This window comes from Pseudoxanthomonas japonensis (assembly GCF_043632995.1).
GTDB classification, from domain to species: domain Bacteria; phylum Pseudomonadota; class Gammaproteobacteria; order Xanthomonadales; family Xanthomonadaceae; genus Pseudoxanthomonas_A; species Pseudoxanthomonas_A japonensis.
This window is the reverse complement of sequence record NZ_CP171632.1, coordinates 3,330,017-3,344,820: the sequence shown is the minus strand read 5'-3', so window position 1 is coordinate 3,344,820 and position 14,804 is coordinate 3,330,017. Positions and strand designations below refer to the sequence as shown.

General features: G+C 67.6%; 16 protein-coding genes. 10 read left to right on the top strand and 6 right to left on the bottom strand.

Annotated features, from left to right (window positions below):
- The first annotated feature begins 1 nt into the window (after position 1).
- Complete coding sequence (locus tag ACGHX3_RS15665) at positions 2 to 916, top strand: TrmH family RNA methyltransferase (RefSeq protein ID WP_394695556.1); 915 nt, start codon at positions 2 to 4, stop codon at positions 914 to 916.
- A gap of 155 nt (positions 917 to 1,071) precedes the next feature.
- On the opposite strand, the gene ACGHX3_RS15660 is transcribed toward ACGHX3_RS15665, so the two are convergent.
- From ACGHX3_RS15660 to ACGHX3_RS15645, 4 genes are all read right to left on the bottom strand, one after another.
- Positions 1,072 to 2,460, bottom strand: coding sequence for a M28 family peptidase (locus ACGHX3_RS15660; RefSeq protein WP_394695555.1), 1,389 nt, complete (start codon positions 2,458 to 2,460; stop codon positions 1,072 to 1,074).
- A 93-nt stretch (positions 2,461 to 2,553) separates the two neighbouring features.
- Positions 2,554 to 2,958 (bottom strand): large-conductance mechanosensitive channel protein MscL, encoded by a 405-nt coding sequence (mscL, locus tag ACGHX3_RS15655; RefSeq protein WP_313929049.1) that lies wholly within the window; start codon positions 2,956 to 2,958, stop codon positions 2,554 to 2,556.
- A gap of 76 nt (positions 2,959 to 3,034) precedes the next feature.
- The gene (locus tag ACGHX3_RS15650; protein WP_394695554.1) at positions 3,035 to 3,742 is read right to left on the bottom strand and encodes a fumarylacetoacetate hydrolase family protein; all 708 of its coding nucleotides are present in this window, start codon (positions 3,740 to 3,742) and stop codon (positions 3,035 to 3,037) included.
- Between the two features lie 65 nt (positions 3,743 to 3,807).
- Positions 3,808 to 4,083 carry a hypothetical protein gene (locus ACGHX3_RS15645; RefSeq protein WP_394695553.1) on the bottom strand — a complete coding sequence of 92 codons (276 nt, stop codon included), beginning with the start codon at positions 4,081 to 4,083 and terminating at the stop codon, positions 3,808 to 3,810.
- 89 nt (positions 4,084 to 4,172) lie between these two features.
- Between ACGHX3_RS15645 and ACGHX3_RS15640 the strand changes: the two genes are divergently transcribed.
- Positions 4,173 to 4,496 carry a Rieske (2Fe-2S) protein gene (locus tag ACGHX3_RS15640; protein WP_394695552.1) on the top strand — a complete coding sequence of 108 codons (324 nt, stop codon included), beginning with the start codon at positions 4,173 to 4,175 and terminating at the stop codon, positions 4,494 to 4,496.
- A gap of 10 nt (positions 4,497 to 4,506) precedes the next feature.
- Here ACGHX3_RS15640 and ACGHX3_RS15635 read toward each other — a convergent pair whose 3' ends face one another.
- Positions 4,507 to 5,592 (bottom strand): methyl-accepting chemotaxis protein, encoded by a 1,086-nt coding sequence (locus tag ACGHX3_RS15635; RefSeq protein ID WP_394695551.1) that lies wholly within the window; start codon positions 5,590 to 5,592, stop codon positions 4,507 to 4,509.
- 222 nt (positions 5,593 to 5,814) lie between these two features.
- On the opposite strand from ACGHX3_RS15635, the gene pncB reads away from it, so the two are divergent.
- Together pncB and ACGHX3_RS15625 are read left to right on the top strand one after the other, a co-directional pair.
- Positions 5,815 to 6,984 carry a nicotinate phosphoribosyltransferase gene (pncB, locus tag ACGHX3_RS15630; protein WP_394695550.1) on the top strand — a complete coding sequence of 390 codons (1,170 nt, stop codon included), beginning with the start codon at positions 5,815 to 5,817 and terminating at the stop codon, positions 6,982 to 6,984.
- Between the two features lie 60 nt (positions 6,985 to 7,044).
- Positions 7,045 to 7,887, top strand: a complete 843-nt coding sequence (locus tag ACGHX3_RS15625; protein ID WP_394695549.1) for a DUF3667 domain-containing protein — start codon at positions 7,045 to 7,047, stop codon at positions 7,885 to 7,887.
- 145 nt (positions 7,888 to 8,032) lie between these two features.
- Here ACGHX3_RS15625 and ettA read toward each other — a convergent pair whose 3' ends face one another.
- On the bottom strand, positions 8,033 to 9,700 hold the full coding sequence (gene ettA / locus ACGHX3_RS15620) for an energy-dependent translational throttle protein EttA (protein ID WP_192272905.1): 1,668 nt from the start codon (positions 9,698 to 9,700) through the stop codon (positions 8,033 to 8,035).
- A gap of 216 nt (positions 9,701 to 9,916) precedes the next feature.
- On the opposite strand from ettA, the gene ACGHX3_RS15615 reads away from it, so the two are divergent.
- The 6 genes from ACGHX3_RS15615 (at position 9,917) to ACGHX3_RS15590 (ending at position 14,718) form a co-directional block, all read left to right on the top strand.
- Entirely contained in the window at positions 9,917 to 10,414 is a 498-nt protein-coding gene (locus tag ACGHX3_RS15615; RefSeq protein WP_162336824.1) for an RcnB family protein, read from the top strand.
- Positions 10,415 to 10,537: 123 nt separating this feature from the next.
- Positions 10,538 to 11,791, top strand: coding sequence for a serine hydroxymethyltransferase (gene glyA / locus ACGHX3_RS15610; RefSeq protein WP_394695548.1), 1,254 nt, complete (start codon positions 10,538 to 10,540; stop codon positions 11,789 to 11,791).
- 9 nt (positions 11,792 to 11,800) lie between these two features.
- Positions 11,801 to 12,334 carry a transcriptional regulator NrdR gene (gene nrdR / locus ACGHX3_RS15605; protein ID WP_162336826.1) on the top strand — a complete coding sequence of 178 codons (534 nt, stop codon included), beginning with the start codon at positions 11,801 to 11,803 and terminating at the stop codon, positions 12,332 to 12,334.
- Between the two features lie 3 nt (positions 12,335 to 12,337).
- A complete protein-coding gene (locus ACGHX3_RS15600; RefSeq protein ID WP_394695547.1) occupies positions 12,338 to 12,856 on the top strand; it encodes a GNAT family N-acetyltransferase in 519 nt (172 codons plus the stop codon).
- Positions 12,849 to 13,946, top strand: a complete 1,098-nt coding sequence (gene ribD / locus ACGHX3_RS15595; RefSeq protein WP_162336828.1) for a bifunctional diaminohydroxyphosphoribosylaminopyrimidine deaminase/5-amino-6-(5-phosphoribosylamino)uracil reductase RibD — start codon at positions 12,849 to 12,851, stop codon at positions 13,944 to 13,946. Before ACGHX3_RS15600 ends, ribD begins: the two co-directional genes overlap by 8 nt.
- 10 nt (positions 13,947 to 13,956) lie before the next feature.
- Positions 13,957 to 14,718: a methyltransferase domain-containing protein gene (locus ACGHX3_RS15590; protein ID WP_394695546.1), complete on the top strand. Its 762-nt coding sequence runs from the start codon at positions 13,957 to 13,959 to the stop codon at positions 14,716 to 14,718.
- Positions 14,719 to 14,804 lie beyond the last annotated feature (86 nt).

Below are 14,804 nucleotides of genomic sequence, written 5' to 3'. Positions count from 1 at the left end.
CGTGAGCAATCCCTGGAACAATCGTCCGCGGGGCGGTCCGGGCGGTCCGGGCGGTCCGGGCGGTCCGGGCGGTCCGGGCGGTCCGGGCGGTCCGCCGGACCGGCGCCGTCCACCCCGCACGCCGCACGAGCGAGCACCACGCAGCGAGACGCCGCGCGAAGAGCGATCCGCCGTAGGCGCATCGCGCAGCGAACTCCGGCTGTACGGGCTCAATGCGGTCCACGCGGTGTTTGCGCGCCGGCCCGAAGGCATCCGCAAGGTCTATCTGACCGAGTCGCGCATCCCCGCGCTGAAGCCGTTGCTGGCCTGGTGCGTGAAGCAGCGCGTCGGCTACCGCGTGGTGGAGGAGGGCGACCTCGATCGCCTCGCCGCCAGCACCCACCACGAAGGCGTGGTGGCTGACGTACTGAAGGTGGAGCCGATGCCGATGGGCGACTGGCTGCGTGCGCTGCCGGAAGACAGGCCTTTGGCGGCGCTGTGGCTGGATGGCGTGGGCAATCCGCACAATTTCGGTGCCATCCTGCGGTCGGCGGCGCATTTCGGCGTGGCCGGCATCCTGCTGCCGCGCGATTCGACGTTGGCGATTTCCGGCGCGGCTGCGCGCGTTGCCGAAGGCGGTGCCGAACAGGTGACGCTGGTGCGCATGGGACAGACTGGAAATGCGGCTGCCCAGTTGCGCAACGCAGGATTCTCGCTGGCGGCCACCGTCGTGCGCGGTGGCGACGACCTGTTCGCCGCGACGCTGCCGAAGCGGCTGGTCTACGTGATGGGCGCCGAAGGCGAAGGCATGGACGCGCAGCTCGCCGCGGCCTGCGATACGCGTCTGTCGATTCCCGGCAGCGGCGCCGTCGAAAGCCTCAACGTCGCCGCGGCGACCGCGGTGTTCCTCGCGCAGTGGAAACAGCGCAGCCGCTGAGTAGCTGAAGCGATGCGCAGATCACAGGTGGGAGCGACGTGAGTCGCGAAGATCGAAGCCGGCGTCTGTGCCGGCCGATCATGGCTGAGGGGAGCGGGTAGCCATGCGGCGGTAGCGACAACCCGTCGCGACTCACGTCGCTCCCACGACCGGCGCTATTCCTTCAGTTGGCTGCCGAAATCACCCTCGGCCTCTGCCGCCAGATACGCAAACACCGTGTACGCCGCCACGTTCTGCGCCAGCGCGCCTGGATCGATCTTGTCCAGCGTGTCGTCGGCGTTGTGGTGCAGATGGAAATAGTCGCTGCCATCCTGCGCCAGCCACGCCCAGGCCATGCCTTTCGCAGCGAACGGGCTGATGTCGGGTCCCGCGCTGCCCTTGTCCGGCGCGTACTCGATGCCCAGCGGCGCCAGCGCCTGCGCGATCTGCTCGGTCGCCTTGCGCGCATGCGCCGGCGCGCCGGTGTTGAACGCGTAGATGCGGCCCGCGCCGAAATCGCTCTCGGCGGCGAGCTGGTGGCGGGTGATGTCGGCCAGGTGCTTCTCTGCGTAGGCCTTGCCGCCATAGAGCCCCTGTTCCTCGTTGGCGAAGGCGATCACGCGGATCGTGCGCTTCGGCGCCTGCTTCAGCTGCCCGATCAGGTGGCCCGCGGCCATGGTGATGCCGATGCCGGCGCCATCGTCGATCGCGCCGGTGCCCAGGTCCCACGAATCCAGGTGGCCGCCGATCACCACGACCTCCTTCGGCAGGCTGCGCCCGGTGATCTCGCCGATGACGTTGTGCGAGGTGTATTCGCCGTCCCAGCCGCAATCCAGCGCAAGCGACACGCGCACCGGGCCGCGCTGCAGCAGGCGCGCCAGCTGATCGGCATCGGGGATCGTCAACGAGGCCGACGGCACCGGCGTCAGGCCGTCGTCGAAGCGGGTGATGCCGGTGTGCGCGACGCGGTGGTTGTCGGTCCCGGCCGAACGCATCAGGAACGCGACCGCACCCTTGCGGATCGCCGCCGACGGCCCCTTCGAGCGGATCGCGCCGCCGTTGCGGTAATCGCTGCCATCGCGCGCGGCCTTCATCTGGTAGTCGACGAAGGCGATCTTGCCCGCCAGCGACCCTTCCGGCGCCGCCTCCAGCGCGGCGAGGTCGGCGAAGCGGACGATCTCGGCATCCACCTTGCCGGCGGGACTACCGCCCAGCGCGGTGACGGTCAACGGCTGCGCGTGCTCGCCCAGCACAACGGCGTGTTCGCTGCGGCGCACCCATTTCGGGAAGGTCACCGGCTCGAGCCACACCTTGTCGAAACCGAGCGCCTTGAACTTCGCTTCGGCCCACGCCACCGCCTTCGCATCGGCCTCGCTGCCCGCCAGGCGCGGGCCGATCTCGGTGGTCAGCGATTCGACGACCTTCCATCCGGTGTCGTCGGCCAGCGCCTGTTCGCGCAGCTGGGTGGCGGTGACCAGGGCGGCATCGGGAATGCGGGTCTCGCGCTGGGCGGCGAGTGCGGGAACGGCGAACGTCAGGGCGAGCAGCAGCGGAGCGAGGCGCATGGCATATCCCGGAAAAACGAAGGCCATGAGCTTAGCAGCCCGTGGCCTCGTGGTTCCTTTGCCGGTGTTGCCGGTTCGGAATGCAGCGTCCGCTTACTTCTTCAGGGCATCGCGGATCTCGCGCAGCAGCAGGACGTCTTCGGGCGGCGCAGCCGGTGCGGCCTCGGGCTTGCGGTGCAGGCGGTTGACGGCCTTCACCAGCAGGAAGATCGCGAACGCCACGATGACGAACTGGATCACCGTGTTGAGGAACTCGCCGATGCCGATCACCACGGCGGGGACTTCCTTGCCGGCCGCGTCCACCGTGGCTTCCTTCAAGGTCCACGCCCACTTCGAGAAGTCGACACCACCGACCAGCAGCCCGATCGGCGGCATGATGATCTTGTCGACCAGCGTGGTGACGATCTTGCCGAACGCGGCGCCGATCACCACGCCGACCGCCAGGTCGACCACGTTGCCGCGCGCGATGAATTCCTTGAACTCGCTGACCATGCCCATGCTGTTGTCCTGTCTGTCGGCGTCGTCGCGCCATCGGCGGGGACTATAGCGCGCATGACGCCCGCCGTTGCACCGCTCAGGCGGTGATGCGGCCCTGCAGCGTCACCACGTCGTCCAGCGAGGCGATGAACCGGTCGCCCGGCACGAGCGCGGCGACGCCCGCCGGCGTGCCCATGAAGACCAGATCGCCGGCCTTCAGTGCGTAGAGCTTCGACAGTTCGTGCAGGATGTCGGGCACGTCCCAGATCAGGTCTCGCAGCGATCCGTGCTGGCGCGTGCCGCCGTTCACGCGCAGGGTCAGCGTGAGGTCGTCCAGCGCGCCGACATCGGCCGCCGGCACCAGTTCGCTGACCGGTGCCGAGTGGTCGAAGCCCTTGCCGGTGTCCCACGGTAGGCCCTTTGCCTTGGCCGCGGCCTGGAGGTCGCGACGCGTGAGGTCCAGGCCGACGCCGTAGGCGATCACCAGCGCCTGCGCGTCATCGCGCGCGAGCGTGCCGGCAGGCGCGTCCGCACCCAGCGCGACGACCAGTTCGACCTCGTGGTGCAGATCCTGGGTGCCGGGCGGGTAGGGAACGTCGGCATTGCCCGTAACGATGGCATCGGCGGGCTTGTGGAAAAAGACGGGCGTTCCACGCTCCGCCTTCGAGGCCGGGGCGGCCGCGCCCATTTCACGCGCATGGTCCGCGAAATTGCGTCCGACGCAGAAGATTCGACGCACGGGGAACGTGGCGCCTCCGCGCACGGGTACGCGCGGGAGGGGCGGGGCAGGAATCAGGTCGGTCATGGCGGCCGTGGAGGAAGAAGAGCGGCCGGAGAGTGTAGGCGGGAACCGGGTTCCCGCGGGCGTCGTCAGCGCGGCAGCGGCAGCACCGGCTTGCGCACCACGTGGTACTCGGCGTCGACCACGCGCACATCGCGGGCCTGTGGCTTCCCGCGCTGGCGGACCAGCTTGTAGACCAGGCCGCCGGCGATCATCGCGGCGCCCACGAACACGCTGAAGAACACCAGCACGCCCAGCAGCGCGACGCCCAGCAGGCCCAGGCCGACCCGCAGCAGCGGATGGCGCGGCTTGCGCGGTGCGAAGACGTTACGGAAGGCGTTGAACTGGAAGTGGCGTGCGTACATGGCGTTGCGTCGTGACAGAATGCGGCGGGGGCCGGTGCGGCAGTATCGGATGACCGTTGTGTGACCGTGTGAGGACTTCGTTAAACGATATGCGACTGAGTGCACTGAACGACATCGTCGATGGCGGTTTTGCCGAGGTTGAGGTCACGATCGGCGACGATGCCGAGTCGTTGATCCTCTTCCGGGACGGCGACGACGTGCGCGCGTGGCTGAACGTCTGCCCGCATGCAGGCCGCCGCCTCGACTGGGCGCCGGGCCAGTTCCTCAAGAGCAAGGACGGCCATCTGGTCTGCGCCGCGCACGGCGCGTCGTTCGAACTGGTGCGCGGCGACTGCGTGGCCGGCCCCTGTCGCGGCGATTCGCTGCGTGCCGTCGCCGTGCAGGTGCGCGACGACGGTGTGTGGCTGGCCTGACCGGCAGGCCTCAGTCGACGCCTTGCGCGATCACGCAATGCCAGCAGGTGCGGTAGGTCTCGTAGCCCGGCGAGGCGGCCTGCGCGATGCAGTGCGTGCGTCCATCCATGATCAGGTCGACGGCCGCGCGCGACTGGGCGAACAAAGCGGCGCGCCCGGGAAAGTCCAGTCGCGGTGACGCCGCGTCGCTCCCTGCGGTATCGGCCAGCACGTGCCCTTGCTCATCGACGATGCAGACGCGGCTGCGACGCCACTCCGCCTCCGACAGCGGCGTGCGTTCGACGATGGTCTGAGCCAGGGCGTCCCAGCGGAACACGATGCCGAGCACGCCGAGCGGCCGGCCCGTCACGCGGCCGCCCTCGCGCACGGTGCAGGCGTAGACCAGCACGCGCTCGCCGCCCGCCAGCGGGCTGGCGTGCATGGACTGGAAGCCGAATTCCTCGCCGCTGGCGGTGGCCATGGCCGACTGGAACCACGCGCGCTGCGCCACCGATTGTCCGACCGAACGGTACTGGCGCGGCCGTCCGTTGGCGATGACGTTGCCCTGAAGATCGGCGAGGACCAGGTCGAAGTAGACGGTGTAGGAGTCCAGGATCTGGCCGAGCCGCTGGCTGGCGTGCGCCAGCGTGGCGGGCTGCGGATCCTGCACGGCCGCCACCATCGCGGCATCGGTCGCCCACCAGCGCACGTCGCAACTGCGCTCGTACAGGTTGCGGTCGATCAGGTCGATGTTGGCCAGCGCCAGATCGGTGAGCCGTGTGCGACGGACATTGGTCTGCAGCTCGTCCAGCCGTTCGCGCAAGTCGGTGCTGGTGCGGCCGGCCATCTGGTCGATCTCGCGTGCCGTATCGCTGACCCGCCGCGACAGCGTATCCATCTCTTCCGCTATCACCCCGAAGCTACGCCCGGCCGTGCCGATGCGGACGGCCTCGATGCGGGCGTTCATCGAGATGATGCGGGTGACGCGGTTGATCTCATCGATCTTCTGCAGCGACTGGCGCAACTGCTTCAGCAGCGAATCCGACAGTCCGGAGACGGACTGGATATGGTCGTCGATGCCGGCCTCGGATACGGAAGCGGCGGGGCATGCGTTCATGGAACTCCTTGCGCGAAAAGGCAGGACGACAGACCGTGACTCCGATGGCCGCCTGTCGATCCCGTGATTGAAGCGCTATCGGCGTGCGGCCGAGGTGCTTTAATCGGCACCGTTGCGGTGCGGACTTTCCCCGCGATGGGGCGCTGCAGCGCAGCCGCGCGCATTGGCGCGCGCCGGTCGTGCGACCATGGCGCATCCCCTGACGGCGCCTGCGTGACCGGCATGATGATCCCCTCGCTGCTCGACACCGACCTCTACAAGCTCACGATGATGCAGGCGGTGCTGCACCAGCATCCCGGTGCACAGGTGCTGTACCGCTTCAAATGCCGCACGCCGGGTGTGGATCTGGTGCAACACCTGGACGCGATCTGGGCGGAGATCGACCGGCTCTGCGATCTGCGTTTCAGCGACGAGGAACTGCGGTTTCTCGCCTCGCTGCGCTACATCAAGCCGGATTTCGTCGACTTCCTCGAGCAGTTCCAGCTGCGCCGGCGCCATGTGCACATCGCGCCCTCCACGCAGGTGCCGGGTGAGCTCGACCTGACCATCGATGGTCCGTGGCTGCAGACGATCCTGTTCGAAGTGCCGGTGCTGGCGATCATCAGCGAGACCTGGATGCGCGCGCAGCCGGGCGGCGACGTGCAGGAGGGCGAGCATCGCCTGCGCACCAAGCTGGAGCGCCTGCGCGACGCCGCGCCGGACTGCACGATCACCGACTTCGGTACGCGCCGACGCTATTCGCACGACTGGCATGCGCGGCTGCTGCCGATCTGCCGGCAGGTACTGGGCAGTCAGTTCGTCGGCACCAGCAACATCCATTTCGCGCGCCTGTACGGCATGACGCCGCACGGCACGATGGCGCACGAGTGGCTGCAGGCGTTCCAGCAACTGGGGCCGCGCCTGCGCGACTCGCAGCGGGCTGCCTTCGAGGCATGGGCGCAGGAGTACCGTGGCGATCTCGGTATCGCGCTGTCGGACGTCGTGGGACTGGACGCCTTCCTGCGCGATTTCGATCTCTACTTCAGCAAGCTGTTCGACGGTATGCGCCACGACTCGGGCGATCCGCTGGCGTGGGGCGACCGCGTCATCGCGCACCTGGAGTCGCAGCGGATCGATCCGCAGGGCAAGACGCTGGTCTTCAGTGATGGCCTGGACATCGACGCGGTACTGCGCATCCACGCGCATTTCCGCGGGCGCTGCAAGGTGGGCTTCGGCATCGGCACCAACCTGACCAACGACGTCGGACCCAGGCCGCTGCAACTGGTGTTGAAGATGGTGCGCTGCCAGGGCCAGCCGGTCGCCAAGGTCAGCGACACACCCGGCAAGGGCATGAGCGACGATCCCGATTTCGTGGCCTACCTGCGCAAGGTGTTCGGACTGCCGATGGAATGAGGGCGGCCGTCGCTTTCCCAAACGCAGGGGCTCCGCTCTAGAATGCGACGCTTTCCAGCCATGGGGATGGCGATGTCGGACGTGGGGAAGTGCGCCAACTACGCGCGCGTGACGGATGGTCCCGAACAGAAGTTTTGTCCTGCATGCGGCCAGCCGACGCCGACGCATCGCATCGACTGGCATTTCCTGGGGCACGAGTTGGAGCACAGCGTGCTGCACATGGATCGCGGCGTCCTCTACACCTTGAAACGGCTGATGCTGCGGCCGGGGCTTCTCATCCGTGATTACATCGAAGGGCGACGCGCAGGGATCGTCAAGCCATTGCTGCTGATCATGATGACGGGCGCTGCGGCTACGGTGATGGCGCACTACGCACTGGATGGCGATGCGCTTGGGGCGTCGCTCACGGCGGGCATGGAGGCAGGAGCAGGACATCAAAGCGACATGAATGCCAAGCAGGCCGAAGCCATGGCCCGGATGGGAAAAGTATTCGGGGTGGTCAAGGACTGGATGAATCGCCACCTGACCTTGATTACCTTGTTGTTGCTGCCGGTGCAGGCGGCTGCATTCAAGCTGACGTTCCGACGTTTCAAGCAGATCAACTACCCCGAATGGCTCGTGATCACTTCGTTCCTGATGGCGCAGTTGTTCGTCGTATGGACGGTTTTCATGCCGCTTCAGCGCTGGTGGTCGGACGCGCAGGCAGTGATGGTGCTGGTGGCGGTGCTTCTCAACGTGTTTTCGCTGACTCAGGTCTTCCCGGGATATTCGCGATGGAAGGCCTTTCTGCGCGGCGCGGCAGGCTGGGCTATCGTCCAGGTGGTGCTGATGGTAGCCACGCTCATCGGTGCGATCGTGCTTGGTGTCCTGGTTGGCAGTGGAAGGATCCAGTTGCCGGGTTGAGGGTGGTGTCCCTCCGCTGCGCGGCCTGAAGCCTGGACGTCGCACTGACGCGTCCGCACCCAGGAAAAGAAAAGCCCGCTTCATCGCGGGCTTTTCCGTCGAGACAGATTGCTCGATGCAGTGACAGGGATGCTGGATCCCGAATCTACTTCAGCGCCTTGAACCGCAGGCGGTGCGGGCGCGCGCCTTCTTCGCCCAGGCGACGCTTCTTGTCTTCCTCGTATTCGCGGTAGTTGCCCTGGAAGAACTCCACGTGCGAATCGCCTTCGAAGGCGAGGATGTGCGTGGCGATGCGGTCGAGGAACCAGCGGTCATGCGAAATGACGAAGGTGTTGCCGGGGAACTCCAGCAGCGCGTCTTCCAGCGCGCGCAGGGTTTCGATGTCCAGGTCGTTCGACGGTTCGTCGAGCAGCAGGACGTTGCCGCCCTGCAGCAGCGTCTTGGCCATGTGCAGGCGACCACGTTCACCGCCGGACAGCGAGCCGACCATCTTCTGCTGGTCCTGGCCCTTGAAGTTGAAGCGACCGATGTAGGCGCGCGACTGGATCTCCACACCGTTGATGTTGAGGATGTCCAGGCCGCCCGAGATTTCCTGGAAGACGTTGTGGTTGCCTTCCAGCTTGTCGCGGCTCTGGTCGACGTAAGCCAACTGGACGGTCGGGCCCTTGACGATCTCGCCGGAGTCCGGCTTCTCCTGCCCGGTGATCATCTTGAACAGCGTCGACTTGCCGGCGCCGTTCGGGCCGATGATGCCGACGATCGCGCCGCCGGGCACCAGGAAGCTGAGGTTATCGATCAGCAGGCGGTCACCGAACTTCTTGGAGACGTTCTTGAACTCGATCACCGAGTTGCCCAGGCGCTCGCCCGGCGGGATGAAGATCTCGTTGGTCTCGTTGCGGCGCTGGTAGTCGACCGACTGCAGCTCTTCCAGGCGCGCCAGGCGAGCCTTGCCCTTGGAGCGGCCGCCCTTGGCGTTCTGGCGCGACCACTCCAGTTCCTTCTGGATCGCCTTCTGGCGGGCCTTTTCCTGGTTGTCTTCCTGCTTCAGGCGTTCGTCCTTCTGCACCAGCCAGTCGGTGTAGTTGCCCTTCCACGGGATGCCGCGGCCACGGTCGAGTTCGAGGATCCACTCGGCCGCGTTGTCGAGGAAGTAGCGGTCGTGGGTCACCGCCACCACGGTGCCGGTGTAGCGGGCGAGGAACTGTTCCAGCCATTCGACGGACTCGGCGTCCAGATGGTTGGTCGGCTCGTCGAGCAGCAGCATGTCCGGCTTCTGCAGCAGCAGGCGGCACAGCGCCACGCGGCGCTTCTCGCCGCCGGACAGCTTGCCGACGATGGCGTCCCACGGCGGCAGGCGCAGCGCGTCGGCGGCCACGTCCAGCTGATTTTCCAGCGTATGTGCGTCACCGGCGGCGAGGATGGCTTCGAGGCGCTCCTGCTCCTTGGCCAGCGCGTCGAAGTCCGCGCCTTCCTCGGCGTAGGCGGCATACACCGCCTCTAGCGCGGCTTGGGCCTGCAGCACGTCGCCCACGCCTTCCTCGACGGCCTGGCGGACGGTGTGCTCGGGATTGAGTTCCGGTTCCTGCGCGAGATAGCCGACCTTGATGCCGGGCTGCGGACGGGCCTCGCCTTCGAAGTCGGTGTCCACGCCGGCCATGATCTTCAGGACCGTGGACTTGCCCGCGCCGTTCAGGCCCAGCAGGCCGATCTTCGCGCCCGGGAAGAACGACAGCGAGATGTCCTTGATGATCTGCCGCTTGGGCGGGACCACCTTGCTGACCCGGTTCATGGTGTAGATGTATTGCGAGGACATGCAGGCTCCGGTACGCAGGCCCCGGCGCCCGGCCGGGCAGCGGCGGGCGATGGGGTAAAGGGGAAGGCAGCGATTATAGCCATTCGGGCAGGGCCGACCGGCGGCTGAATACATTTCGCCGACGCGGTTTTGACATCGCCGTAACCGTTTTCCAGCCGGAATCGGTTCAGATGTGATCGGCATGATGGGCTCACGTGCCACACAGAGGGCTTCCACATGAACACCAAGCGTCTTTTCCAGAGCATGGCCTGCGCCGTCCTGGCCTTCGCCGTCACCGCCCCCGCGCTGGCGCGCGACGACCGCGGACATGATCGCGGCCGTTCCCATCACCATGACCGCCGCGACGACCGTCGGGATGATCGCCGCGACTGGCGCGAGGATCGCCGTGACGACCGCCGCGATCACCGCGACCAGCGCCAGGCCTACCGGCATGGCTACCACGACGGCCGCCGGGATGATCGACGCTACGACGACCGCCGCTACTACGCCCCGCCGCGCGTCGTCTACCGTCCGGCTCCCAGTTACCACCGGTGGGCCAAGGGACAGCGGTACCGTGACTACTACCGGGGCCCGGTCTACGTGGTGAACGACTACAACCGCTACCACGTGCGTCATCCGCCCCGTGGCTACCACTGGGTACGCGACGACCGCGGCAACCTGCTGATGGTCGCCATCGCCACCGGTATCATCGCCGACCTGCTGCTGCATCATTGAGCCAGGCGGCCCGATGCCCCGAAAAGCGCGCTCCGGCGCGCTTTTCCTTTTCCGGGGCGGGGTGGGCGGGGGCCGGGCGGGATACAATCGGCCATCCCGCCCGCCCTTGCCCCCGGAGACCCGATGTTCCCGCGCGACGCCCGCATCGAAACCTACGATCCCGAACTGGCCCAGGCCATCGCCCACGAGGCGCGCCGGCAGGAGGATCACGTCGAGCTGATCGCCAGCGAGAACTACGCCAGTCCCCGCGTCCTGGAAGCCCAAGGCAGCGTGCTGACCAACAAATACGCCGAGGGCTATCCGCACAAGCGCTACTACGGCGGCTGCGAGTACGTCGACATCGCCGAGCAGCTGGCCATCGACCGCGTGAAGCAGCTCTTCGGCGCGGACTACGCCAACGTGCAGCCGCATTCCGGCTCGCAGGCCAACCAGGCGGTGTATTTCGCCCTGTTGAATCCGGGCGACACCATTCTGGGCATGAGCCTGGCCCATGGCGGTCACCTGACCCACGGCGCCAAGGTCAACGCCTCTGGCAAGCTGTTTAACGCCATCCAGTACGGCGTGAACGACAAGGGCCTGATCGATTACGACGACGTCGAGAAGCTGGCGCTGGAGCACAAGCCGAAGATGGTCGTGGCGGGCTTCTCCGCCTATTCGCAGATCGTCGACTGGGCGCGCTTCCGCGCCATCGCCGACAAGGTCGGCGCCTACCTGTTCGTGGACATGGCGCACGTGGCCGGCCTGGTCGCCGCTGGCGTGTATCCGAACCCGCTGCCGCACGCCCACGTCGTCACCTCGACCACCCACAAGACGCTGCGCGGTCCGCGTGGCGGCATCATCGTCGCCAAGGGTGCCGGTGAGGAGATCGAGAAGAAGCTGCAGAGCATCGTCTTCCCGGGCATCCAGGGCGGTCCGCTGATGCATGTCATCGCGGCCAAGGCCGTGGCCTTCAAGGAAGCGCTGGAGCCGGAGTTCAAGACCTACCAGGCGCAGGTGGTGAAGAACGCCCAGGCGATGGCGAAGACGATCATCGCGCGCGGCTACAAGATCGTGTCCGGCGGTACCGAAAACCACCTGATGCTGGTCGACATGATCGGCAAGGACGTCAGCGGCAAGGACGCGGAAGAGGCGCTGGGCAAGGCACACATCACCGTCAACAAGAACTCGGTGCCGAACGACCCGCGCAAGCCCTTCGTGACGTCCGGCCTGCGCATCGGCACGCCCGCCGTCACCACGCGCGGCTACGGCGAGCAGGACTGCATCGACCTGGCCAACTGGATCTGCGACGTGCTGGATGCGCCGAGCGACGAGGCCGTACTGGCGAAGGTGCGCGAGAACGTCACTGCGCAGTGCCGGAAGTATCCGGTTTACGGCTGATCTACGACGATGCACTGCCCCTTCTGCCAGCACACCGATACCCGCGTCATCGACTCGCGCGTGTCCGAAGACGGGGCGACGATCCGTCGCCGCCGCGAGTGCGAGGCGTGCGGGGAGCGGTTCTCCACGCTGGAGAACATCGAGATCAAGCTGCCGGCGGTCATCAAGGGCGATGGTCGCCGCGACACCTTCGACGCGCGCAAGCTGCGCGCAGGGTTCGACCGCGCACTGCAGAAGCGGCCGGTGTCCGAAGAGCAGATCGAAGCGGCAGTGCGTGCGGTGATCCACGCGATCCGCATGAGCGGCGAGCGCGAGATCGCCTCGCGCAAGATCGGCGAATTCGTCATGGGCGAGCTGCGCAAGCTGGATCACGTGGGCTACGTGCGCTTCGCGTCGGTGTACCGCAGCTTCGAGGACGTGGCCGACTTCCGCGACGAGATCGAGAAGCTGGAACGCGACCTGCCCGCCGCCGGCCAGCTGTCGCTGCTGGGTGGCGACGTGGTCCCGTTCGACAAGCACGCGGACAAGAACAAGAAGCGCTAAGCCGTGCGCATCGAGGCGATCGGGCGGCACCCGGCGTGCATCGGATCGCTCGCACGCTGGCACCACCAGGAATGGGGTGCGCTCTACGACGACTGGACGCTGGACGCCGCCACGGCCGAACTGGCCGACCACGCGACGCGTACGTCGGTGCCGACCACGCTGCTGCTGATGGACGGCGAGGACCTGCTGGGCTCGGTCAGCCTGCTGGTCGAGGACGCTCCGGCGCTGCAGGATCGCGGCAGCCCGTGGCTGGGCAGCCTGTTCGTGGTGCCGGAAGCGCGCGGCCGTGGCGGCGGACGTGTTCTCGTCGAGGCGGCGGTCGCGCATGCCGCGCGCGAAGGCGTGGCGATGCTGCGCCTGTTCACGCTCTGGCACGAGGACTTCTATGCGTCGCTCGGCTGGCAGGTGGAAGAGCGGACGTCGCTGCACGGGACGCCGGTGGTGATCATGTCGATCAGGCCAGCGCAGCGTCTGGCGCATACTGGCGCCCCTCCCGATACCGCGTGGACGACGCATGACTGACGCCTCCTTCTCCGCCTTCGATCACCTGCACATGGCGCGCGCGCTGCGGCTGGCCGAGCGCGGCGCGTACACGACGCGGCCGAACCCGATGGTCGGCTGCGTGATCGTGCAGGGGGAACAGATCGTCGGCGAAGGCTGGCACCAGAAGGCCGGTGGTCCGCATGCGGAAGTTTTCGCGCTGCAGGCGGCGGGTGATCGCGCAAAGGGCGCGACCGCCTACGTCACGCTCGAGCCCTGCGCGCATACCGGGCGGACCGGCCCCTGCGCGGAGGCATTGGTCGCTGCTGGCGTGACGCGCGTGGTCGCCGCGATACGCGATCCATTCCCGCAGGTGGACGGCGCCGGTTTCGACCGGCTGCGCGCGGCCGGCATCGCCGTGCAGTCCGGACTGATGGAAGCGCAGGCGCGCCGGTTGAACCGCGGCTTTCTCTCGCGTGTCGAGCGCGGTCGGCCGTGGATGCGGGTGAAGCTGGCGACCAGCCTGGATGGTCGTACCGCCATGGCGAACGGCGATTCCAAGTGGATCAGCGGCGAGGCCTCGCGCCGCGACGTGATGCGCTGGCGCGCGCGCGCCGGGACCATCCTCACCGGCGCCGGCACGGTGTTGGCCGACGATCCCTCGCTGACGGTGCGCTTCGGCGACGACACCGTGTTCGACCCGCCGCTGCGCGTGGTGCTCGATCCCGGCCTGGCGACCGTGGCGCGCGGCAACGTGCGCCAGGGCGGAGCGCCGACGCTTTACGTACACACCGCGGAGGCGAAGCCGCCACGCGACGTCGACGTCCAGCGCGTGGTCGCACCGGCGACCGGCAGCAACTTCGATCTGAAGGCGGTGCTGGAACTGCTGGCCGCGCGCGGCATCAACGAAGTCCATGCCGAAGCCGGCGCGACCCTGGCCGGCGCGTTCCTGGCCGCCGGCCTGGCCGACGAAGTGCTGCTGTACGTGGCGCCGGTGTTGCTGGGCGACCTGGCCCGTCCGCTGTTCGGCGGCCTGGGCATCCAGGCGATGGCGGACCGGCTGAAGCTGGAGATTGTCGACAGCCGCATGATTGGCGAAGATCACCGCCTCCTGCTGCAACCTGCCCGCTAGAACGCACGTCATGGTGGCCTTCAAGGATCATTTCTCCGGCGTCGCCGACGTCTATCTCGCCTCGCGCCCGACCTATCCGGACGCGCTGTACGACGTGATCGCGTCGGCGGTGCCGGCCAGCGCGCAGGTCTGGGAGCCCGGCTGCGGCAGCGGCCAGGCCACGCGCGGACTGGCCGCGCGCTTCGCCCTCGTGCATGCCACCGATCCCAGTGCCGCGCAGATCGAGCGCCACTGGGCGAACAGGCAGCCGGACGCCAACGTCAGCCTGGCGATCGAGCCGGCCGAAACCACCGCACTCGCCGACGGCAGCGTCGATCTGATCGCGGTGGCGCAGGCGCTGCACTGGTTCGACCGTTACCGTTTCTTCGCCACCTGCGAGCGCGTGCTGCGCCCGGGCGGCGTGCTGGCGGCATGGACCTACCAGGACATCATCTTCGAGGACGACCTGGCCGAGGTGGCCGAGAAGGTCCGCGACGATATCGATCCGTACTGGCCGCCCGAGCGGGCCGACGTGGACATGGGCTACGGCGACTACGTGTGGCCGTTCGAGACGATCCCCACGCCGCGCCTGTGGCTGACGGCCGAATGGAACCTGCCCACGCTGCTGGGCTATTTCGGCAGCCTCTCGGCCACCGGCAGCTACCGCGCCGCCACCGGCGAGGACCCGGTCTACGCGCATACGCCGGCCCTGGCCGAGATCTGGGGCGATCCGCAGCGGGTGCGCACCATGCGCTGGCCGCTGATCCTGCATTTGCGCCGCAAGGTCCTGTAGGAGGGGCTTCAGCCCCGACGCTTCTGGCGCGACGCTGACAAAGCACTGATGGCCGGGGCTGAAGCCCCTCCTACAGGGGCGCGGAA